We start from the raw sequence: 19,763 nt of genomic DNA, 5'->3' as shown, positions 1-19,763 counted from the left end.
TTGATGCGCGTGCTGATGGTGTCCGATGTGTTTTTTCCACGCGTAAATGGCGTGTCGACCGCGATCGACACCCACCGTCGCGGTCTGGCCGAGCACGGCGTGGACGTGCAACTGGTGGTGCCGCGCTATGAGGATGAAGACGGCGAGCCCGGCATCACGCGCCTGCCCGGCTGGCGCGTGCCGATGGACCCGGAAGACCGCTTCGTCGCCCCCTTTCGGGTGCGGCGTGCGGTGATGACCGCCGCGCAGCACGCCGACCTGATCCACATCCAGACGCCCTTCACCGCGCATTACGCGGGTCTCGCCGCAGCACGGCGCTACGGGCTTCCGGTGGTCGCCACCTACCACACGCTGTTCGAGGAGTACCTGCACCTGTATGCACGCTTCCTGCCCGAAGCCTGGCTGCGCGGCCTGGCACGGCGACTGTCGCGCAGCCAATGCAATGCATTGAACGCGACGATCGTGCCCTCCAACGCGATGGCGCAGCGCCTGCGCGACTACGGCATCACTGCCCCGCTGCATGTGCTGCCAACCGGCGTGCCGATCAGCCAGTTCGCGCTGTGCGACCGCGCCAGCCACCGCGCACGCTTTCGCGCGCGCTACCGGATTCCACCGGATCAACCGGTCGCATTGTTCGTCGGCCGCGCCGCGCACGAAAAGAACATCGGCTTTTTGATCGAGGCGCTGGCGCACGCCCGCGTTGTCCAACCCCGCCTGCTGCTGGTGGTGGCGGGTGAAGGGCCAGCACTTGAATCGCTGCGCGAGAAGGCGCACACGCTGGGCCAGAGCGAGCATGTGCGCTTCATCGGCTACCTCGACCGCGCACGCGAGTTGCCGGACTGCTACGCCGCGGCGGATCTGTTCGCCTTCGCCTCCCGCACCGAGACCCAGGGCCTGGTGTTGATCGAGGCCATGGCGGTCGGCCTGCCGGTCGTCGCACTGGCGGAGATGGGTACTTGCGACCTGCTTGGCGCCGGCCGTGGTGCGCTGGTGCCGCCAGACGAGGTGGCCGCCTTCGGCGACGCGATGGCCCGGCTCGCCAGCGACAGCGCCTTGCGCACCCGTCTCGGCGACGAAGCCCGCGCACTCGCGCGCGACTGGTCGGACCTCACCCTCACTGCCCGTCTCGCGGCGCTATACCGCGAAGTCCGGCTCGCCCATTCCAGCCAGGAGCCCGCATGGAAAGCCCCTTCAAAGGCAAGACAGGCCTAAGGCGCTTGTGGAACGCCTTCCATTATTCGATGGAGGGTTTCCGCGCAGCCTACCGCCACGAAGACGCCTTCCGGCAGGAGGCGCTGCTCGCCGCGCTGATGATCCCCGCCGCGCTGCTATTGCCAGTGAGCATGCTGGGGCGCGCACTGATGATCGCGAGCGTGCTGCTGGTGTTGATCGTGGAACTGCTGAACTCCGCGATCGAGGCCGCGATCGACCGCATCTCGCTCGACAGCCACACGCTCTCCAAGCGCGCCAAGGACATCGGCAGCGCCGCCGTGTTCGTCGCGCTGAGCAACGTGGTCGTCGTGTGGGCCTGTGTACTGCTTGCCTGAGGATCGACCATGCCCGCTCCGCTTCGCATTGCCGTTGTCACCGAAACCCATCCGCCGGAGGTCAACGGCGTTGCCATGACGGTGCAGCGCCTGATCCACGGCATGCGCGGCCGCGGCCACCGCATCACCGTCGTACGCCCACGCCAGCAGCGGCGCGAAACACCGCTCGCCGACGAGTGGCTGGTTGGCGGCCTGCCGCTGCCCGGGTATCCGGGCCTTCGCTTTGGCCTGCCCGCCAGTGGCTACCTGCACCGCGGCTGGTCGATCCAGCGGCCGGACGCAGTCCATGTGGTCACCGAAGGCCCGCTCGGCTGGTCCGCGATCCAGGCGGCACGCAAGCTGGGCATTCCGATCAGCTCCGGCTACCACACCAACTTCGATCGCTACTCGCGCCACTACGGCGCCGGGGTGCTCAAACCGGCCATCGCCCGCTGGTTGAGGCACTTCCACCGCAGCGCGGATGCCACGCTGGTTCCAACCCCCGAACTCGCCGGCGCGCTGGGCGACCAGGGTATTCCCGGCGTACGCGTGGTGGGGCGCGGCGTGGATACCGAGCTGTACTCGCCGATGCGCCGCGACGCCTCGCTGCGCGCACGCTGGGGCGTGGCGCCGGACGGCCTCGCGGTGCTCTACGTCGGCCGCCTGGCGCCGGAGAAGAACCTTTCACTGGTTGAGGCGAGCTTCCGCCACATCAACGCCGCGATGCCGAATGCGCGCATGGTGTGGGTCGGCGACGGCCCGGCCCGCAACAGCCTCGCCCGCGCGCACCCGGATCACCACTTCGCCGGCGCCCGTTACGGCGCCGACCTTGCAACGCACTACGCGTCGGCCGACCTGTTCCTCTTCCCCAGCCTCACCGAGACCTTCGGCAATGTCACCGTCGAGGCAATGGCCAGCGGACTCACCGTCGCCGCCTACAACTGCGCCGCCGCCGCGCTGCTGATCCGCAACGGCGAGAACGGCGCCACCGTGCCCGAAGGCGACGAAGCCGGGTTCATCGCCGCCGCCGTGCGCCTTGCCCAAGACGCCGAGCTGCGCGCCACGCTGGGCGAGGCAGCACGGCGCAGCGTGCTGCCGCTGGCGTGGGAGGCCGTCGTCGCAGACTTCGAGGCGAGCTTGCGGGAGACAATCTCCCGCCGAGCATCCACCAAAGAATGAGCTTGGCAAATCACGGGATCTCGCCTTGAGTTAAGGCTGTAGACGTATGCGGAGGCAGCCATGGGACTACTCGATCAACTCGCGGGCGAACTGCTGGGCGGCAGCGACGGCGCCAGCCCGGTGCTGCAGATTGCGCAGCAGCTCTTGCAGAGTCACGAAGGCGGGCTGGCCGGCCTGTTGGCCCAGCTTAACCAGGGCGGGCTGGCCGATCAGGTGAAGTCCTGGGTGGGCACGGGCGCGAACCTGCCGGTTTCGGCTGATCAGCTGTCCGCGGCGCTTGGCCCTGCGGTGATCGGCAAACTTGCAGCCGCGCTGGGCATGGATGCCGGCACCGTGACCAACCAGCTCGCACAAGGGTTGCCACAGCTGGTCGATACGCTCACGCCGGGCGGCTCGGTGGAAGGCGCCAGCGATCTGCTCTCGCAGGGATTGGGGAGCTTGTTCGGACGCTGATCGTGCCTGCCTCGGCAGGGGCAACTCAAGTCGCACATCGAAATGACGTTTCTGTAAGATCCGTCAGATCATGGTCCGCCAGACACGCATGCCCCCCCACTGCAATCTCCCGGCGCAGCCCGCTGCACCGCTTGGCGCGTCAGCCCTTCAGCCCAGCCCGACGAGGTCGAGCCGTGTCTAGCTGGGTCCTGGCTGCATTCGTTCTGGGTATGCCCGCCGCATTCTGGATCGGGGCGCGGCGTGCCGATCATGCGATGAAGCGCGAACGCGAGGCCTCGGAGTCCGCCCGCACCGCAGCGCTTGCGGCGGTCGCGCAGCTGCGCCTGCTGCAGGCACACCAGCAGGCGCTGATGGACAGCATCGACGACCTCGCATGGCTGAAGGACACCGACTGCCGCTTCATGCTGGTGAATCGCAAGTTCGGCGAGGTCTTCAACCTGACGCCGGAATCACTGATCGGCAAGTCCGACTATGACCTTTCGCCCCCCGACATGGCAGCGCACTACCAGGCCCACGATCGCATGGTGATGACTTCGCGCCAGGTCGAACGCACCGAGGAAGAGATCCATCGCCCGGACGGCGAAATCGGCTGGGCCGAGACAATCAAGGTGCCGGTGTTCGGGGCGGATGGCGAAGTCGTCGGCACCGCCGGCATCGCGCGCGACATCACGCTGCGCAAGCGCTACCAGCGCGAAGTGGAATTCCTCGCCCGCCACGATCCGCTGACCGGGCTGTTCAACCGCCGTCACCTCGAAGAGCAGTTCGAGCCCTTCGCCGCCCGCCACCCACGCTTTGCGGCCTTGTTCCTGGATCTCGACAACTTCAAGCTGATCAACGACACCGACGGCCACTCCGTCGGCGACGAACTGCTGCGCCAGCTCGCCTCGCGCCTGAAAGGCGAAATCGACCGCAACGACCTGCTGGTGCGCCTGGGTGGCGACGAATTCCTGCTGCTCTCACCGCTCGGATCCGACAGCCCGGAAGCGCTGGATCACCTTGCCACCCGGCTCGAAGGTGCGATCGGTACGCCGTACGAGATCGGCGGCACCAAGTACGTGGTGTCGAGCAGTATCGGCATCGCGGTGCACCCGGAACACGGTCGCGACCGGCAAACGCTGATCAAGCACGCCGATATCGCGATGTATGAAGCGAAGAAGAAGGGGCGCAACCGCGTTTGCTGGTTCGAGGAAGCGCTGGCCAGCGAAACCACCGCGCGCCGCCGCATCGAACTGCGGATCCGCGATGCGCTGAAGGAAAACGCCTTCGAGCTGCACTACCAGCCGGTCAACGACGCACGCACCGGCCGCATCGTCGGTGCCGAAGCGCTGCTTCGCCTGCGTGACGCCCAAGGCAGTCCGATTTCGCCCGCGCGCTTCATCCCGATCGCCGAGCAGACAGGCTTGATCGAACAGGTCGGCGAATGGGTGCTCGACACCGGCTTGCGCCAGCTCGCCGCCTGGCGTGCGGAAGGGCATCTGAACCTGCGGCTGGCGATCAACATCTCTGGCACCCATTTCGGCAGCCCGCGCTTCGTTGAGCGCCTCAGCAGCCGGCTGCGCGAAACCGGCGTGCCCGGCAACGCGCTGGAACTCGAACTGACCGAGGGCGTGCTGATGGCCGACGCCGACGGCAACATCTCCACGCTCGCCCGAATCGCTGCGCTCGGCGTTGCGCTCGCGGTGGACGACTTCGGTACCGGCTACTCCAGTCTGGCTTACCTCAAGCAGTTGCCGATCCACCGCCTGAAGATCGACCGCAGCTTCGTGCAGGGCCTGCCGGTGCACCCGGGCGACATCGCGATCACGCGTTCGATCCTGCACCTGGCGCAGACCTTCGGTTTCGAAGTCACCGCCGAAGGGGTCGAAACGCAGGCGCAGCTTGATTTCCTGCGCGATGCCGGCTGCCCGGCGGTGCAAGGCTATCTGTTCAGCCCGGCACGCGCAGCGGCTGACTTTGCGGCACTGCTGGCACCGGAATTCAGCGCATGAAACTCGCCGCGTTCGCATCCTGCCTGCCGCACAACACCTTGGACGAAGCGCTCGACTACCTCGTCGCGCACGAAATCTACGGCCTGGAACTCGGTGTCGGCGGCTACCCGGGCACCCGCCATGCGGATGCCCGCCTGCTGGCCGGCGACAACGCGGCATGTGCGCGGCTGCGCAACACCTGCCAGTCGCACGGCGTGGAGCTGATGGCGCTGTCCTGCCACGGCAATCCACTGCACCCGGACGCCACGATCGCCGCCGCGCACGACGGCGACTTCCGCGCTGCACTCGAAGCCGCGAGCGAAATGGAGATCCCGGTGGTGGTCGGCTTCTCAGGCCAGCCGGGAACCGGCGGCGTGCTCAACTGGCCCGTGATCGGCTGGCCGCAGGAATACGCCGACCAGTTCGAGCATCAGTGGCGTGAATCGCTGATCCCCTACTGGCAACCGCTCACCGAACGCGCCCGCGCGCTCGGCGTGAAGATTGCGCTGGAACTTCATGGCGGGTTTGCGGTGCATTCCCCCGCCACGCTGCGCCGCCTGCGCGAAGCCTGCGGCCCGGCGCTCGGCGCCAATGTGGATCCGAGCCACCTCTGGTGGCAGGGTATCGACCCGGCACGCGCGATCCAGCGGCTGGGCGATGCGGTGTTCCATGTGCACCTGAAGGATGTCTGCTTCCGGCCCGACGTCATGGATGATGCGGGCCTGCTCGACTGCACGCCGCACGCCCGCATGGACGAACGTGCTTGGTACTTCGCGCCACCCGGCGAGGGACACGACGCAGCGGCGTGGCAGGGCATCCTCGATACCCTGCACGCAATCGACTATTGCGGCGCGTTATCCATCGAACACGAAGGTTACGCGCCCGCCACCGAAGCCATCGCAGCGACCGCTCGCTGGATGCGCGCGCTGTCGCTGCGCGAGCGGCGTTCGGCTACCAGAACTTCCACCACCACTTCTTAGCCTCCATCGAGCGCTTCACCTCCGGCGACCACTGCGGCGACACCCCCGCCGTAATGAAGAAGGCGCCGAAACGCTTGTCGGCTTCGTTGATGTGCCGCGTGAGCCACACCTTGAGGAAGTGCAGCAACTCGAAGGTGATGGCGGCCTGACCGCTGTCGAGCTTTTCCTGCAAGGCGTGCACCTGCGCGATCAGATCCTCGTGGTTCTGTTTGTGCTGGGCGAACTCCGGATAGTTGCTCACCCGCATCAGGCTCTCTTCCACCGCGAAGTGGGTGCGGGTGTAGTCCGCGAGCTTGTCGAGAATCGCGCGCGACGTGTCGCGGCCGTGGTGTTCGTGAATCGCTTCGTGCAACTGGTTGAGCAGGTCGACCAGCTCCTTGTGTTGCGCGTCGATCTCCTCAATGCCGACGGAAAAATCGTCGGACCAATGAAACAGTTCCGTCATGACTGCTACTCCCCCTTCCCCCGAAAGGACATGGCCCGCACAAATCACTGCCCGGGCCGCACAGGGCGAGAACCTTAGCGCTTGAGCGCTGCACCGAGTTGAGCCGCATCAAGCGGCGCGATGCGGGTACCCTTGAGGTTTTCCCCCATTTACAGCGCCTTCTCCGGCGCGCTCACCACGATGAAGATTCTGATCACCGGAAGCAAAGGCACCGTCGGCCAGGCCGTCGCGCACGCAGCGCAGACCAGCGGCCACATCGCGATCGGCTGGGACCGCAGCGCCGCAGATCCGCTTGATCTGGCGAGCCACGGCCCTTACATCGACAGCGTTGCGCCGGACGCCATCATTCATCTGGGCGTGGCCGCGACGCCGACCGGACGCGACAACGAAGGCTGGCGCACCACCGTCGACTGGTCGCTCGCGCTCGCTGACGCCGCCGCTCAGCGCAAGCTGCCGTACGTGTTCACAAGCACCGCGCTGGTGTTCGACAACAGTGTCAGCGGGCCCTTCACCCTGGCATCCGCAAGCAACGCGCGCGAAGGCTACGGTTTCGAGAAACGTTGCGCAGAACACGGCGTGCTGCTGCGCTACCCCAGTGGCACACGCGTGGCGCGCCTGGGCTGGCAGATCGACCCGGCAGGCCAGGGCAACAACATGGTCGCCCACGCGCACAGGGAGATGGCCGCACACGGCCAGGTCGGCGCCTCAACCCGCTGGCAACCCGCCTGCTCGTTCATTGACGACACCGCAGCCGCGCTGCTTCGCCTGCTGGCCACACCACCCGGTCTGTACATGCTTGATTCGAATCGCGGCGCAAACTTCGCCGACATCCTTCAGGCGCTATCCGACCAGTATCACTTCAACTGGCAGATCTCGCGCAACGAGGACTACGTCTACGACCAGCGCCTGATCGACCCACGCCCTGGACTACCCGACTTGGCGGCCCGTCTGCCGGCGCTGCACGGCTGAGGAAAGAAAACCCCACCGCACACAGGCACGGTGGGGCAAAGGGCTACGCACACAATGAAAGTCCGTCGCCGCCTCCGCTAGGAGGGCTGACGACGAGTTCATTGTGCGGCCCGCCATCGCGGGCACCCACGGCCCACAAGGCCAAGCGTTTGTCTTCGCAGCACGCAGCAGCGCGGCGGCAATCGCGCCGGCCGCGAAAAGAAGAAACCCCGCGATGCGGCGCATGGCGGGGTAAAGAAACCACTAGAGGAGAGATCAGCCAGCACACAGAGGAGACTGCGCTGACGACGGATTCATTCTCCCGCCATGGCGTCATTCCAACCATGCCCGGGGGAGCCATCGGCTTGTCCGCCGGAGCCTGAGCGGCATCTCCCGTGCCCGGCGCGCGTCCGCCGCACCACCCTCGCACGCCCCCAAGAACGCGCGCTCCGCATCCGGTGGCCGCGGCAAAAGAAAACCCCGCGGTGCTCGGCACGGCGGGGTGAAGAAACCACTAGAGGAGAGATCAGTCAGCACACAGAGGAGACTGCGGTGACGACGAGTTCATTCTCCCGCAGCGCCGTCGTGCTCACCATGGCGCGGCGGGCCAGCGTCTTGTCCCTGGCGGACACGGATCGCGCCCACCGTACGACGCAAAGAAAAAGCCCCGCGCGGAGACCGGGCGGGGCAAATTTGGGCATCAACTTCATCCCATGCAGAGGCAGGCCAAGTGTGGCGGACGGTGGCCTAACAGGCCTTGTCCGCCGCGGCCAATCACTTGACCCGCCCGCGTCACATCCACTGCGCCAGCGAGATGCCAAGGCCGAATGTGGTCTGCCGGTGGTTGTAGTCGATCAGCGATTCGCCGTAACCAGTGAAGACTTGGGCGTGGCCCTTCAGGTTGCCGTAGATCGGGAAGGACCAGTCGAACTGGACACTGCCGCGGCTCTCATCGCCACCACGCAGGCTGTGTCGCGCAAGCAGCGAGAACTCTTGCTCCTTCAGCTTGTAGATCATGTTTAGGTCGCCGCGACCAATGTAGTTCTCGATCTGCGGGTTGTCGTCGGTTTCCGGATCTTCCTGCAGGCGGTACCAGGGGCGGATCAGCACCGCAAAATTGCCCGCCTCCAGCCCGGCCTGCGCGTAGATGCGGTTCCACGAGCGCGAGATCGGCTCAGTACGGCCGTTCGACTGGTGGATCAGGCCGAGGTTGATCATGCTGAGCTTCACCCCACCCATCTGCAGGTTGGTGCGCCAGGTATTGATCAGCTCCGGCGCGTAGTTGGTCTCGCGGAACGGCGCCGAGAAATCCTTGTTGTAGAGCTGCCAGTAAGACTGTTGGGTATAGCCCATCCACAAGTCGCCGTTGTCACCAATCATGTTCTCCCACAGCTTCACCTTGAAGCCGATCTGGAACTTCACCTCGGTCGAGTCGTACGGGATCTTGCCGCCTGAGGCTTCGCGCGAATTGCTCGTCACGTAGCCGCGCGAGGGCGAATAGGGGTCGTCGTTAACATCCGTCGAATAGTGCGCCGCGAGGAAATAGATCGGCGTGTGGTAGCGGAACTGGAAGGTGCCCGTCTTGTGCTTGGGATCCAACTCCCAGCGCTCCGACAACGGCGAGGGCGCGACGCTCTCGACCGGGCGCTCGGATGCCGGCGCCAGCGCGAGGCGGGTATTGCGGCCAGACTCACGGTCGTAACAGGCGAGCCGCTCGGCATCGCCGGCAACGCCGATGCAGTCCTGAATGTCGGCCATCACCGGTGTGGCCGCGAGCATTGCGACAAGGCCGAGGCCGGTGGCGTGGGTCTTCATACGTGCTCCGTGGGGTGGATTCTTGATGTGGATGGCGGATTCTCTCGTCATGCACCGGCACTGCTCAAGCGCTTGTTCGCCTGCCGTTGCGGCGTGGCGACATGCGTGACACCAATAAAAAAGGGGCCGCAGCCCCTTTCTTGTCCGCAGAGCGTCGCTCAGGCCGACGGCGGCACGTAGCCCTGAACCTGGTCAGCCCCCGCACCGAAGAAGTATTTCTCCATCTGTTCGGCGAGGTACTTGCGCGCGCGCGCGTCCATCAGGTTGAGCCGGTTTTCATTGATCAGCATGGTCTGGTGCTTGATCCAGCCCGCCCAGGCTTCTTTCGACACCTGTTCGTAGATCTTCACCCCCAGCTCGCCGGGGTAAGGCGGGCGGTCAAGCCCTTCGGCCTCGCGGCCAAGCTTGATGCACTGAACCGTGCGCGTCATCGTAAGCGTCCTTTCTGCAAATGGGTGCGCGGCATGCGCCGCGGCAAGCGCGCCATTCTAGCTCGCCCGCCGGTTCGAATCAGGTTTGCGGCGGCTGGTAGAGCACCTGGGTGCCCTTGCCGGCAGCCTTGGCCGCGTACAACGCCGTATCCGCCGCTTCGATCAGCGCCTCGGCGTCGCGCGCGTGTTCCGGGAACAACGCGATGCCAATGCTCACGCCGACCGACGCCTCGCCGTCGTCAAAGGCAAACCGTTGCGAGGCAATGCTGCGGTTGACTCGCTGCGCAAGCGTGATCACCTCCGCCGGCTTCGCCTCAGGTACCAGCACGGCGAATTCATCGCCTCCCAGGCGGAACAGCAACTCGTTGCGCCGCACGATGGCCGCCACGCCATCGGCCACACCGATCAGCACTCGATCGCCCGCCTGGTGACCGAAGCGGTCGTTGACTGCCTTGAAGCCATCGAGATCGAAGGACAGCAACGCGACCTGCTCACCGTGCCGCTGTCCGACCGCCAGCATTCGATCCAGTTCCTCATGGAAGCGGCGACGGTTGTAGAGGCCGGTCAGTGCATCGTGTTCGGCGATTTCGATCAGCCGCTGCGCCGTCTGTTTGCGTTCGGTGATGTCTTCATACACCCACACCCGGCCGATGCGTCGCGCGCCGTCCTCCGACCTCACCAGTGCGGACACTTCTTCGAGCACCCGCCCATCGCTGAGCGGAATCTCGTACCGCGGCGAGGCCGCCTGCCGCGACAACACCGCATCGAGGTGCAAGCGGTAGGCGGTATCGTCGGCGCGCAGCGCGGCGCTGCGCTCGATCAGCGCCTCGTCGCGCAGGCCCGTAAGGTTTTCATCCGGCGAAAACCCCCACATCTCGCGCAAGGCGTGGTTGCAGTAATAGACGCGTCGATCGCGATCAACAAAGAGGATGCCGACCCGCAAGGTGTCGAGCAGTGACACAAGACGCAGGCGTTCGTCTTCGGTGCGCTGCAGATAGTGGCCTGTCAGCGCCTGCGCGCGACGCAGTTCAGCAACGGTGTCAAGCAAGCGGGCTTCGACATCCTTCCGCGCCTGGATGTCTTCAACGGATAGCCGCACACCAAGCATGCGCCCCGCCGCATTCTTCATCGCCACCCAGTGGCAGGCGACCCAGCGCAGCCCGCCGTCTTTTCGTTGGATCCGGATCTCGAAGTCGCTGCGGCCCTCACCGGCGAGCGCGCTGCGACCCAGCGACGTGAGCTGGGCGCGGTCCTTCAGCGGCACCATCAGTTCGATCAGACTCGGTGCCAGCAGGCATTCCGCGCGTGAATAGCCGCTGACGCGCTCCACCGAGCGGCTGATCCATACCAGCGCGCCGGTGCGGTCGAACCATGCTTCGACGCTGTGCGTGGAATCGGCCAGCGCACGAAAGCGCGCCTCCTGCCGCGTCAGTGCGCCAATACGAAGGGCGCGCAGGCGCGCGAGGCGATCAAACTCCGACACCACCGCGTCGAAGGCGGCCCAGCCAGCGGCTTCACCCGCCAGCGCGCCACCTGAACGATCGCTTGCGCGCACCGCATCGCGCAGGTCGTCGAACACCTGCTGCATCCAGCGCCGTGCGAGCGACAGCGCGATCAACGCGCCGAGCGAACCAAACAGCCCCGACACGATCACGACCAAGCCGAGCGGCCAGGCGCCTGGGCCGGTGACCGTCGTCGCCGCCAGCAGCGACGTCAGCGCCCCCCAGAGCGCCGCAAACGCCACCGCAGCTATCAAGGCCCGCGCGAAGCGGCTGCGGTGCGTCATGCGGCGGCGCCTAGAGCAACTTCATCAGCACCTTGGAGCGGCGCTGGAAGTTGTACAGCTCACGCTTTTCCTGCGGCAGCTGATCCGGCGAGACTTCGCGGAAACCGCGCTCACGGAACCAGTGCTCGGTCCGCGTCGTCAGCACGAACAAGCGCTCAAGCCCCGCGTTGCGAGCGCGCGCTTCGATATGCTGCATCAGCCGCTCACCCAGCCCACTGCGCCGGAACTGCTGGGTCACGGCGAGGCAGGCCATCTCCGCGGCACGCTCTTCCGAGAACGGGTAGAGCGCCGCGCAGCCGACCATCACGCCATCGTGCTCGACCACCGAGAAGCGGGTGATCTCCATTTCGATCAGCTCGCGCGAGCGCCGCACCAGCGTACCGTCGGCTTCCAGTGGCGCGATGATCGACAACAGCGCGCCGACATCTTCGATCGTCGCCTCGCGGAATCGAGCGAGCGACTCCTTCGACACCATGGTACCGACACCCTGCCGGGTAAAGAACTCCAGCAGCAGCCCACCGTCCTTGTCGCGATCGAGCAAGTGGGCACGATTGACGCCGGAGCGCACCGAGCGGATCGCGCGCGGCAGGAACAGGTGCAGGTCTTCGGTCAAGCCCCGGCCGTCGCGGAACATGCGCTCGGCCTCATCGGCGGTGATCGTCTCGATCAGCCGCCCCTGCTCGTCGAGCAGGCCCGGCGCATCGCACAGGTAGATCAGCTTCTCTGCCTTGAGTGCAATCGCCACCTGTTCGGCCACCTCTTCCATCGCGAGGTTGAAGATCTCGCCGGAGGGCGACACCCCCAGCGGCGAGATCAGCACGACATTCTGCTGGTCGAGGTCGGCGGCGATTTCATCGGCGATGACCTTGCGCACCGCGCCGGTGTATTGGTAGTCGATGCCGTCGACCACACCGATCGGCTTGGCGGTGATGAAGTTGCCGCCGGTCACGCGCATGTGTGCGCCGGCCATCGGCGTGTTCGGCAGGCCCTGCGAGAGCCTAGCCTCGACTTCGATGCGGGTGCTGCCGACCGCCGCCTTCACGCATTCAAGCGCATCGGCATCCGTCACGCGCACGCCTTCATGCAGGCGCGAGGGCAGCTTGCGGCGCGCGAGCTCTTCCTCGATCTGCGGCCGCGTGCCGTGCACCAGCACCAGGCGCACGCCCATCGCGGCAAGCAGGTTGCAGTCGTAGCAGAGCTTTTCGAGCAGGTCGCCTTCGGCGACCTCGCCGCCGAAGCCGAGTACGAAAGTCTTGCCGCGGAAGGCGTGCACGTAAGGCGCAGCACCTCGCACCCATTCAACGAATCGGATCGCATCGGACTCGCGCATCATGGTGGCGGCCGATACCTTGTCGCTGATGACCCGGGCGTCCGGGTCCGCTTGCTGATCCGACTGCGTGTGCGGCATTGATCCTTCCTCGTGCAATGGGCCAGCGGCCCGATTAGAAATCACCCCAAAGCGCCAGCATCGCAGCCATTGCGGCGATGCCAGCCGTTTCCGTACGCAGGATGCGCGGCCCAAGCGCCAGCGGCTTGCATCCCGCGGCGCGCGCAGCGGCCAGTTCGCGCTCGGACCAACCGCCCTCCGGACCAATCATCAGCGCAACCGGTGTAGTCGGTGCGGGAAGCGCGGACAAGCGCTCACCACCTTCCGGCGACAGCACCCAGCGCTCCCCCGCAAACGGCTGCGCGAGCCATTGCGGCAGTGTCAACAACCCATCCACCGGCATCACGCGATTGCGCCCGCTCTGCTCGCAAGCCGAAACCGCGACCTGACGCCAGTGCTCCACCCGTTTCTCAGCGCGCGCGCCGTCCAGTTTCAGCACGCTGCGCTCGGCCGCCACTGGCTGCACTGTGGCGAAGCCAAGCTCCACCGCCTTCTGCACGATCCAGTCCATCTTGTCGCCCGTCGCCAGTGCCTGTACCAGCGTTACCGTCAGCGGCGCCTCACGATTCAGCGCGACAACCGATTCAATCCTCGCGAGTGGGTCGCGGCCCAGTTGCAACAACACCGCCTCGGCTTCGTGCCCTGCGCCGTCAAAGAGCGTGACACGAGTGCCCGCACGCAGGCGCAGCACCCGATCCGCATGGTGGGCGACTTCCGGTGGAAGCGTGAATTCATGCCCCGCAGCGGGCAGGTCCGGGCAGAAGAAACGAGCGTGCATCGTACTATTATAAGTTTTACGCACCCCTTGGACCTCACCGTGGTCAGCACCGCAACGCCCTTGTGTGCCTTTGGCACCCCTGCGCCCGACTTCGATCTGCCCGGCACCGACGGGCAGCGGCACACGCTTGCGTCCTGCCGCGGGCCGAACGGCCTGCTGGTGATGTTCATCTGCAACCACTGCCCCTATGTGAAAGCGGTGCTCGATCGCATCATCCGTGACGCGCGCGATCTTGCGGCACTGGGTATCGGGTGCGTTGCAATCATGTCGAACGACCCGTCGGACTATCCCGAGGACGGCTGGGACGAAATGGTCCGCATCGCACAGGAGAAAGCCTTTCCTTTCCCTTACCTGCTCGATGCAGACCAATCCGTAGCGCGCGCCTATGGCGCCGTCTGTACGCCGGACTTCTTTGGCTATAACGCCAGCCTCGGCCTGCAGTACCGCGGTCGGCTGGATGCTTCGCGCAAGGACGCCGCGCCCGCCGATGCGCCGCGCGATCTGTTCGAGGCCATGCGGCTGGTCGCTGAGACCAGCCAGGGGCCGCGCGAACAGATTCCGTCGATCGGCTGTTCGATCAAGTGGCGGAGCACCTGAACATGCCGATGTTCGCTCGCGCACGCGCGCTCGAATCCGTAGTCCGTGAGGTGGCGCGCGAAGTCACCATGCCGCTCTATCTGAAAGCCGGGCGCCAGCATAAATCCGACGGCAGTTCGCTGACCGAGGCGGATGGCGCAACGCAGCGAGCCCTTGCCGAGCGCCTGATGGACGTCGTCGATGCGCCGGTGCTGGGCGAGGAAATGAGCGCCGAGCAGCAACGCGACTGCTGGGCGCAGGGCGCGCAGGGCTTGTGGGTGATCGATCCGATCGACGGCACCACCAATTTCGCCAACGGCATCCCGGTTTTCGGCCTGTCGGTCGGTTTTCTGGTCAACGGCGAAACCCAATTCGGGGTGGTCTACAACCCGATCGCCGATGAAGCCTTCTACGCCGGGCGAGGCGCCGGCGCCTGGCTCAACGGCCAACGCCTGCCGCTTCGCCAACCGCCCGACACCCTCTCCGCGGCAGTCGGCGGGGTTGATTTCAAACGCGTTCCACCCGCGCTTGCCGCGCATCTCGCGGTGAACTCGCCGTGCTTCTCGCTTCGCAACTTTGGTTCGAGCGCGCTGGAATGGTGTTTTATCGCGGCCGGCCGGCTGGATGTGTATCTGCACGGCGGCCAGATGCTGTGGGACTACGCCGCCGGCCGATTGCTGGTCGAAGAATCAGGCGGCGTCGCCAGCGCGCTGGACGGCAGTCCGTTGCGCGCGAGCCCGAGCGGCAAGCAGTCCGTCGTCGTTGCAGCCAGCCCCGCGCTACATGCGCAATGGCTCGGCTGGCTGCTGCGCGCCGGCGGCTAGACCGCCCGACGCGAACTACTTCGTGCCGCCCTCTGCCTGATCCAGGATCTGCTGGCGCTTTTCAGCTTCCTGTTCCTGGATCTTCTCAACCGCCTTACCCACCGCTTCAACCTGTTCACGTGGTGTCGCGCTTTGCGACACTTCGACGCCGGCCTGCCGCGCCGCATTGCTGACGGCCGCCCCCTGATTCTTGAGGTTGCTTGCCGCCAGCCAGCCCACGATGGCCAGCACGATCAGAATCACGATCAAACGCATGGGGGTCTCCTGGGGCCCTGATTGAGCCGCCGATTGTAGTCGGTCACACGCGCTCTGAAGGGCCTGTCCGGCCGCACCGGGCTTGCGCTAACATGGGTTCCTGACCATCGGAGGAGGCGCCGTGTCCGCGAAGCATCCGATCATCGCCGTTACCGGCTCGTCTGGCGCAGGCACGACGACCGTACAGAAGAGTTTCGAGTGGATCTTCCGGCGCGAGATGGTCGAAGCCGCCTTCGTCGCGGGGGATGCATTCCACCGCTACGACCGCGAAGGCATGCGGCGCGCCATCGCCAAGGCCGAGCGCAAGGGCGGCCCGCCCCTGTCGCACTTTGGCCCCGATGGCAATCTCTTCACCGAGCTCGAGGCCTGTTTCCGCAACTACGGGGAAAGCGGCACCGGCCAACGCCGCTGGTACCTGCACGACGAAACCGAGGCTTCGCAGTGGAAGCAACGGCCCGGCACCTTCACGCCGTGGGAGGACATCCCGCCCGATACCGACTGCCTGCTCTACGAAGGGCTGCACGGCGGCATCGTCACGGACACGATCGATCTGGTCCGCCATGTCGACCTGCTGATCGGGGTGGTGCCCATCATCAACCTTGAGTGGGTGCAGAAGGTGCTGCGCGACACCAAGGTCCGCGGATACTCGATCGACGCCGTGCAGGACACGATCCTGCGCCGGATGCCGGACTATGTGCACTACATCGTCCCCCAGTTCTCGCGCACCCACATCAACTTCCAGCGCGTGCCGCTGGTCGATACTTCAAATCCTTTTATCGCGCGCAACGTCCCGACCCTCGATGAATCGATGGTGGTGATCCGTTTTCGCGATCCGAAAAGCACCGATTTCCCCTATCTGCTGGCCATGCTGGATGGATCGTGGATGAGCCGTCCGAATACCATCGTGGTGCCGGGCGGCAAGATGGATCTAGCGATTCAGCTGATCATGACGCCGCTCGTGCTGCGCCTGATCGAACGCCGGCGCGCACTGCTCTGAGCACGGGCAGGGGCCCTTCTGCCCCGGCAGAGGGCCATAAGGAAAACCAGCTAACGCCCATAAACGGTTTTCGCTCATAATTACGGTCTTTGCTGCACCGCAACGGTGCATCGGCCGTCTGAGACGCGTCCGTCCGAAAGTCGCGCCAGGCCATCCCGGACCAACCCAGAGTGTTCAAGATGTCGACCAATCGCCCGCTTCCCGCATTCAACGCGCTGACCGGCGCCATTCGCGCGCTTGCCATGGATGCCGTTCAGAAGGCCAACTCCGGCCACCCCGGCATGCCGATGGGCATGGCCGAAATCGCCGAAGTCGTGTGGCGCCGCCACCTGCGCCACAACCCGGCCAATCCGAAGTGGGCCGATCGCGATCGCTTCATCCTCAGCAATGGCCACGGCTCGATGCTGATCTACGCGTTGTTGCACCTGACCGGCTACGACGTCTCGATCGAAGATCTGAAGAATTTCCGCCAGTTCCATTCGAAGACGCCGGGCCACCCCGAAGTCGGCTACACGCCGGGCGTCGAGACCACCACCGGCCCGCTCGGCCAGGGCGTTACGAACGCAGTGGGTTTCGCACTCGCAGAGAAACTGCTCGCCGCTGAATTCAACCGCCCCGGCCATGCGGTGGTGGATCACTACACCTACACCTTCCTTGGCGACGGCTGCCTGATGGAAGGCGTCTCGCACGAGGCCTGCTCGCTCGCCGGCACGCTGGGCCTGGGCAAGCTTATCGCGTACTACGACGATAACGGCATCTCGATCGACGGCCATGTCGAAGGCTGGTTCACCGACGACACCAAGAAGCGCTTCGAAGCCTACGGCTGGCAGGTGATTGGCCCGATCGACGGGCACGACGCTGCTGCAATCGACGCCGCCACCGTGTCGGCAAAGGCCGAGACGAGCAAGCCGACGCTGATCATCTGCAAGACGATCATCGGCATGGGCTCGCCGAACAAGGCCGACAGTCACGATTCACACGGCGCGCCGCTCGGTGCCGCGGAAATCGAAGCCACGCGCAAGGTGATCGGCTGGGACCACCCCGCATTCGAGATCCCTGCTGACGTCTACGCACAATGGAGCGCCAAGGAAGCCGGTGCCGCCCGCGAGACCGAGTGGAACACCCGCTTCGCCGCGTACAAGGCTGCCTTCCCGGAACTGGCCGCCGAGTTCGTGCGCCGCATGGCCGGCGAACTGCCCGCCGACTGGTCGGCCAAGCGCGACGCCGCGCTCGCGAAGATCGTCGAGAAGGGCGAAACCATCGCCACCCGCAAGGCCAGCCAGAACGCCATCGAGGCGCTGGCGCCGGCACTGCCCGAACTGCTGGGCGGTTCCGCCGACCTCGCCGGTTCCAACCTGACGCTGTGGTCCGGCTCCAAGAGCGTGACCCGCGACGCAGGCGGCAACTACATCAACTACGGTGTGCGCGAGTTCGGTATGACCGCGATCGCCAACGGCCTCGCACTGCACGGCGGCTTCATCCCCTACACCGCGACCTTCCTGGTGTTCTCGGACTACGCGCGCAACGCGATCCGCATGGCGGCGCTGATGAAGCAACGCCAGATCATGGTCTACACGCACGATTCGATCGGTCTCGGCGAAGACGGCCCGACGCACCAGCCGGTGGAGCATGTCGCCAGCCTGCGCATCATCCCGAACCTGGATGTCTGGCGCCCCTGCGACACGGTGGAAACCGCGGCCGGCTGGATCAACGCGCTGGAGCGTGCCGACGGCCCGACGGTGCTCGCGCTGTCGCGCCAGAACCTGCCCTTCGTTGCGCGCAGCGCCCAGCAGATCGCGGACATTCGCCGCGGCGGCTATGTGCTGTCCGACGCCGAAGGCGCCAAGGCGGTCATCATGGCCACGGGTTCGGAAGTCGCGCTCGCACTGACGGCGCAGAAGCAACTCGCCGAAGCCGGCATCCCGGTACGTGTCGTGTCGATGCCCAGCACCAATCTGTTCGACAAGCAGGACGCCGCCTACAAAGCCGCGGTTTTGCCTGCAAACCTGCCGAAAGTGGCTGTCGAAGCCGGTGTTTCAGCCCATTGGTACCGTTATGTGGGCTCAAACGGTGCCGTAATCGGCATGGACAGCTTCGGAGAGTCCGCTCCGGCTGGCGAATTGTTCAAACATTTTGGGTTTACCCCCGATTACGTCAAAAAGGCAGTCGAAGCGCTGCTGTAAAGTCGATGTGATTTCTTAGGCGCACATGGACTCCCCCGGTCCGGTGCCGGTCGCGCGCAACGCGGCAGTCGTTCAGGGACATAGCACTACCCCCTTTACCAGGAGAAAACAATGACGATCAAGGTTGGTATCAATGGTTTTGGCCGTATCGGCCGTATGGTTTTCCGCGCTGCCGTTCAGAACTTCTCTGACATCGAAATCGTTGGCATCAACGACCTGCTCGAGCCCGACTACCTCGCATACATGCTGAAGTACGACTCGGTGCACGGCCGCTTCAAAGGTGAAGTGTCGGTCGAAGGCAACACCCTGATCGTCAACGGCAAGAAGATCCGCCTGACCGCTGTCAAGGATCCGGCCGAACTGAAGTGGGACGAAGTCGGTGCGGACGTGGTCGTCGAATCGACCGGCCTGTTCCTGACCAAGGAAACCTGCCAGAAGCACATCGCCGCCGGCGCCAAGAAGGTTGTTCAATCGGCTCCGTCGAAGGATGACACCCCGATGTTCGTGTACGGCGTGAACCACACGACCTACGCGGGCCAGGACATCATCTCGAACGCCTCCTGCACCACCAACTGCCTGGCCCCGATCGCCAAGGTCATCAACGACAACTTCGGCATCAAGCGCGGCCTGATGACGACGGTGCACGCTGCTACCGCCACCCAGAAGACCGTTGACGGCCCGTCGAACAAGGACTGGCGCGGTGGCCGCGGCATCCTGGAAAACATCATCCCGTCGTCGACCGGCGCTGCCAAGGCTGTCGGCGTGGTGATCCCGGAAGTCAAGGGCAAGCTGACCGGCATGGCGTTCCGCGTTCCGACCTCCGATGTGTCCGTGGTCGACCTGACCGTGGAACTCGAAAAGTCGGCCACGTACGAAGAAATCTGCGCTGCTGTGAAGGCCGCGTCGGAAGGCCCGATGAAGGGCGTGCTCGGCTACACCACCGACAAGGTCGTTTCGACCGACTTCCGTGGCGAAGCCAACACCTCGGTGTTCGATGCTGAAGCCGGCATCGCGCTGGACGGCACCTTCGTCAAGCTCGTCGCCTGGTACGACAACGAGTGGGGCTACTCCAACAAGGTTCTGGAGATGGTTCGCGTCGTTTCCAAGTGATTGGCCTGAGCGCATGAACTGACACGGAGCTCCTGGCGCCATAGGCCGCTGGGACCTCCGTGTTTTTTCTGGCCTCGATCTCCGGTCACCGCCCCTCTACCGGTTTGAGTTTGCGCAACGTGC

The 19,763-nt window shown here is 65.3% G+C and carries 19 protein-coding genes; 12 read left to right on the top strand and 7 right to left on the bottom strand.

The genetic code is table 11. The features are described 5' to 3' along the window. Positions 1-3: 3 nt before the first annotated feature. From JY500_RS04035 to JY500_RS04010, 6 genes are all read left to right on the top strand, one after another. Positions 4-1,212 (top strand): glycosyltransferase, encoded by a 1,209-nt coding sequence (locus JY500_RS04035; protein ID WP_206255141.1) that lies wholly within the window; start codon positions 4-6, stop codon positions 1,210-1,212. Next, positions 1,179-1,547: a diacylglycerol kinase gene (locus JY500_RS04030; protein WP_172204631.1), complete on the top strand. Its 369-nt coding sequence runs from the start codon at positions 1,179-1,181 to the stop codon at positions 1,545-1,547. Before JY500_RS04035 ends, JY500_RS04030 begins: the two co-directional genes overlap by 34 nt. A gap of 9 nt (positions 1,548-1,556) precedes the next feature. Continuing rightward, complete coding sequence (locus tag JY500_RS04025; protein ID WP_206255140.1) at positions 1,557-2,705, top strand: glycosyltransferase family 4 protein; 1,149 nt, start codon at positions 1,557-1,559, stop codon at positions 2,703-2,705. Positions 2,706-2,765: 60 nt separating this feature from the next. After that, complete coding sequence (locus JY500_RS04020) at positions 2,766-3,158, top strand: YidB family protein (protein ID WP_206255139.1); 393 nt, start codon at positions 2,766-2,768, stop codon at positions 3,156-3,158. Between the two features lie 173 nt (positions 3,159-3,331). Continuing rightward, positions 3,332-5,146, top strand: a complete 1,815-nt coding sequence (locus JY500_RS04015; protein WP_206255138.1) for a putative bifunctional diguanylate cyclase/phosphodiesterase — start codon at positions 3,332-3,334, stop codon at positions 5,144-5,146. Beyond that, a complete protein-coding gene (locus JY500_RS04010) occupies positions 5,143-6,105 on the top strand; it encodes a sugar phosphate isomerase/epimerase family protein (RefSeq protein WP_206255137.1) in 963 nt (320 codons plus the stop codon). The genes JY500_RS04015 and JY500_RS04010 overlap by 4 nt, the downstream gene beginning before the upstream one ends. Here JY500_RS04010 and JY500_RS04005 read toward each other — a convergent pair. Further along, on the bottom strand, positions 6,077-6,550 hold the full coding sequence (locus JY500_RS04005; protein WP_172204621.1) for a bacteriohemerythrin: 474 nt from the start codon (positions 6,548-6,550) through the stop codon (positions 6,077-6,079). The two genes, JY500_RS04010 and JY500_RS04005, sit on opposite strands and share 29 nt — an antisense overlap. 180 nt (positions 6,551-6,730) lie before the next feature. On the opposite strand from JY500_RS04005, the gene JY500_RS04000 reads away from it, so the two are divergent. Next, entirely contained in the window at positions 6,731-7,519 is a 789-nt protein-coding gene (locus tag JY500_RS04000; protein ID WP_206255136.1) for a sugar nucleotide-binding protein, read from the top strand. 771 nt (positions 7,520-8,290) lie between these two features. On the opposite strand, the gene JY500_RS03995 is transcribed toward JY500_RS04000, so the two are convergent. The 5 genes from JY500_RS03995 to JY500_RS03975 form a co-directional block, all read right to left on the bottom strand. Further along, a complete protein-coding gene (locus JY500_RS03995) occupies positions 8,291-9,313 on the bottom strand; it encodes a phospholipase A (protein ID WP_206255135.1) in 1,023 nt (340 codons plus the stop codon). Between the two features lie 158 nt (positions 9,314-9,471). Continuing rightward, the gene (locus JY500_RS03990; RefSeq protein WP_172204617.1) at positions 9,472-9,744 is read right to left on the bottom strand and encodes an oxidative damage protection protein; all 273 of its coding nucleotides are present in this window, start codon (positions 9,742-9,744) and stop codon (positions 9,472-9,474) included. 79 nt (positions 9,745-9,823) lie between these two features. Then, a complete protein-coding gene (locus tag JY500_RS03985; RefSeq protein ID WP_172204615.1) occupies positions 9,824-11,530 on the bottom strand; it encodes a sensor domain-containing diguanylate cyclase in 1,707 nt (568 codons plus the stop codon). A 10-nt stretch (positions 11,531-11,540) separates the two neighbouring features. Further along, a complete protein-coding gene (argA, locus tag JY500_RS03980) occupies positions 11,541-12,863 on the bottom strand; it encodes an amino-acid N-acetyltransferase (RefSeq protein ID WP_206256398.1) in 1,323 nt (440 codons plus the stop codon). Between the two features lie 109 nt (positions 12,864-12,972). Further along, positions 12,973-13,695, bottom strand: coding sequence for a 16S rRNA (uracil(1498)-N(3))-methyltransferase (locus tag JY500_RS03975; protein WP_206255134.1), 723 nt, complete (start codon positions 13,693-13,695; stop codon positions 12,973-12,975). Here JY500_RS03975 and JY500_RS03970 point away from each other — a divergent pair. Together JY500_RS03970 and JY500_RS03965 are read left to right on the top strand one after the other, a co-directional pair. Next, positions 13,690-14,292, top strand: a complete 603-nt coding sequence (locus JY500_RS03970) for a thioredoxin family protein (RefSeq protein ID WP_246479781.1) — start codon at positions 13,690-13,692, stop codon at positions 14,290-14,292. The two genes, JY500_RS03975 and JY500_RS03970, sit on opposite strands and share 6 nt — an antisense overlap. A gap of 2 nt (positions 14,293-14,294) precedes the next feature. Then, a complete protein-coding gene (locus tag JY500_RS03965; RefSeq protein WP_206255133.1) occupies positions 14,295-15,095 on the top strand; it encodes an inositol monophosphatase family protein in 801 nt (266 codons plus the stop codon). Between the two features lie 15 nt (positions 15,096-15,110). Here the strand turns inward: JY500_RS03965 and JY500_RS03960 are convergent, their stop codons facing one another. Continuing rightward, positions 15,111-15,350: a hypothetical protein gene (locus JY500_RS03960; protein WP_172204607.1), complete on the bottom strand. Its 240-nt coding sequence runs from the start codon at positions 15,348-15,350 to the stop codon at positions 15,111-15,113. Positions 15,351-15,471: 121 nt separating this feature from the next. On the opposite strand from JY500_RS03960, the gene JY500_RS03955 reads away from it, so the two are divergent. The 3 genes from JY500_RS03955 (at position 15,472) to gap (ending at position 19,640) form a co-directional block, all read left to right on the top strand. Continuing rightward, entirely contained in the window at positions 15,472-16,347 is an 876-nt protein-coding gene (locus tag JY500_RS03955; RefSeq protein WP_206255132.1) for a phosphoribulokinase, read from the top strand. A 179-nt stretch (positions 16,348-16,526) separates the two neighbouring features. Further along, the gene (gene tkt / locus JY500_RS03950; RefSeq protein ID WP_206255131.1) at positions 16,527-18,530 is read left to right on the top strand and encodes a transketolase; all 2,004 of its coding nucleotides are present in this window, start codon (positions 16,527-16,529) and stop codon (positions 18,528-18,530) included. Between the two features lie 111 nt (positions 18,531-18,641). Next, complete coding sequence (gene gap / locus JY500_RS03945) at positions 18,642-19,640, top strand: type I glyceraldehyde-3-phosphate dehydrogenase (protein WP_172204601.1); 999 nt, start codon at positions 18,642-18,644, stop codon at positions 19,638-19,640. Positions 19,641-19,763: the final 123 nt, after the last annotated feature.

It is taken from the genome of Niveibacterium microcysteis, assembly GCF_017161445.1.
GTDB classification, from domain to species: Bacteria; Pseudomonadota; Gammaproteobacteria; order Burkholderiales; family Rhodocyclaceae; genus Niveibacterium; species Niveibacterium microcysteis.
Note: the sequence above shows the minus strand (reverse complement) of the source record. Positions and strands in the feature narration are given on the sequence as shown.

Bases quoted from the DNA above. Each gene is read 5' to 3' on its own strand.
- JY500_RS03990 (WP_172204617.1), bottom strand. From the start codon at position 9,744: ATGACGCGCACGGTTCAGTGCATCAAGCTTGGCCGCGAGGCCGAAGGG.
- tkt (WP_206255131.1), top strand. From the start codon at position 16,527: ATGTCGACCAATCGCCCGCTTCCCGCATTCAACGCGCTGACCGGCGCC.
- JY500_RS03985 (WP_172204615.1), bottom strand. From the start codon at position 11,530: ATGACGCACCGCAGCCGCTTCGCGCGGGCCTTGATAGCTGCGGTGGCG.
- JY500_RS04010 (WP_206255137.1), top strand. From the start codon at position 5,143: ATGAAACTCGCCGCGTTCGCATCCTGCCTGCCGCACAACACCTTGGAC.
- JY500_RS04035 (WP_206255141.1), top strand. From the start codon at position 4: ATGCGCGTGCTGATGGTGTCCGATGTGTTTTTTCCACGCGTAAATGGC.
- JY500_RS04030 (WP_172204631.1), top strand. From the start codon at position 1,179: ATGGAAAGCCCCTTCAAAGGCAAGACAGGCCTAAGGCGCTTGTGGAAC.
- JY500_RS04000 (WP_206255136.1), top strand. From the start codon at position 6,731: ATGAAGATTCTGATCACCGGAAGCAAAGGCACCGTCGGCCAGGCCGTC.
- JY500_RS03975 (WP_206255134.1), bottom strand. From the start codon at position 13,695: ATGCACGCTCGTTTCTTCTGCCCGGACCTGCCCGCTGCGGGGCATGAA.
- JY500_RS03960 (WP_172204607.1), bottom strand. From the start codon at position 15,350: ATGCGTTTGATCGTGATTCTGATCGTGCTGGCCATCGTGGGCTGGCTG.
- JY500_RS04005 (WP_172204621.1), bottom strand. From the start codon at position 6,550: ATGACGGAACTGTTTCATTGGTCCGACGATTTTTCCGTCGGCATTGAG.
- JY500_RS03965 (WP_206255133.1), top strand. From the start codon at position 14,295: ATGCCGATGTTCGCTCGCGCACGCGCGCTCGAATCCGTAGTCCGTGAG.
- JY500_RS04020 (WP_206255139.1), top strand. From the start codon at position 2,766: ATGGGACTACTCGATCAACTCGCGGGCGAACTGCTGGGCGGCAGCGAC.
- gap (WP_172204601.1), top strand. From the start codon at position 18,642: ATGACGATCAAGGTTGGTATCAATGGTTTTGGCCGTATCGGCCGTATG.
- JY500_RS03995 (WP_206255135.1), bottom strand. From the start codon at position 9,313: ATGAAGACCCACGCCACCGGCCTCGGCCTTGTCGCAATGCTCGCGGCC.
- argA (WP_206256398.1), bottom strand. From the start codon at position 12,863: ATGATGCGCGAGTCCGATGCGATCCGATTCGTTGAATGGGTGCGAGGT.
- JY500_RS04025 (WP_206255140.1), top strand. From the start codon at position 1,557: ATGCCCGCTCCGCTTCGCATTGCCGTTGTCACCGAAACCCATCCGCCG.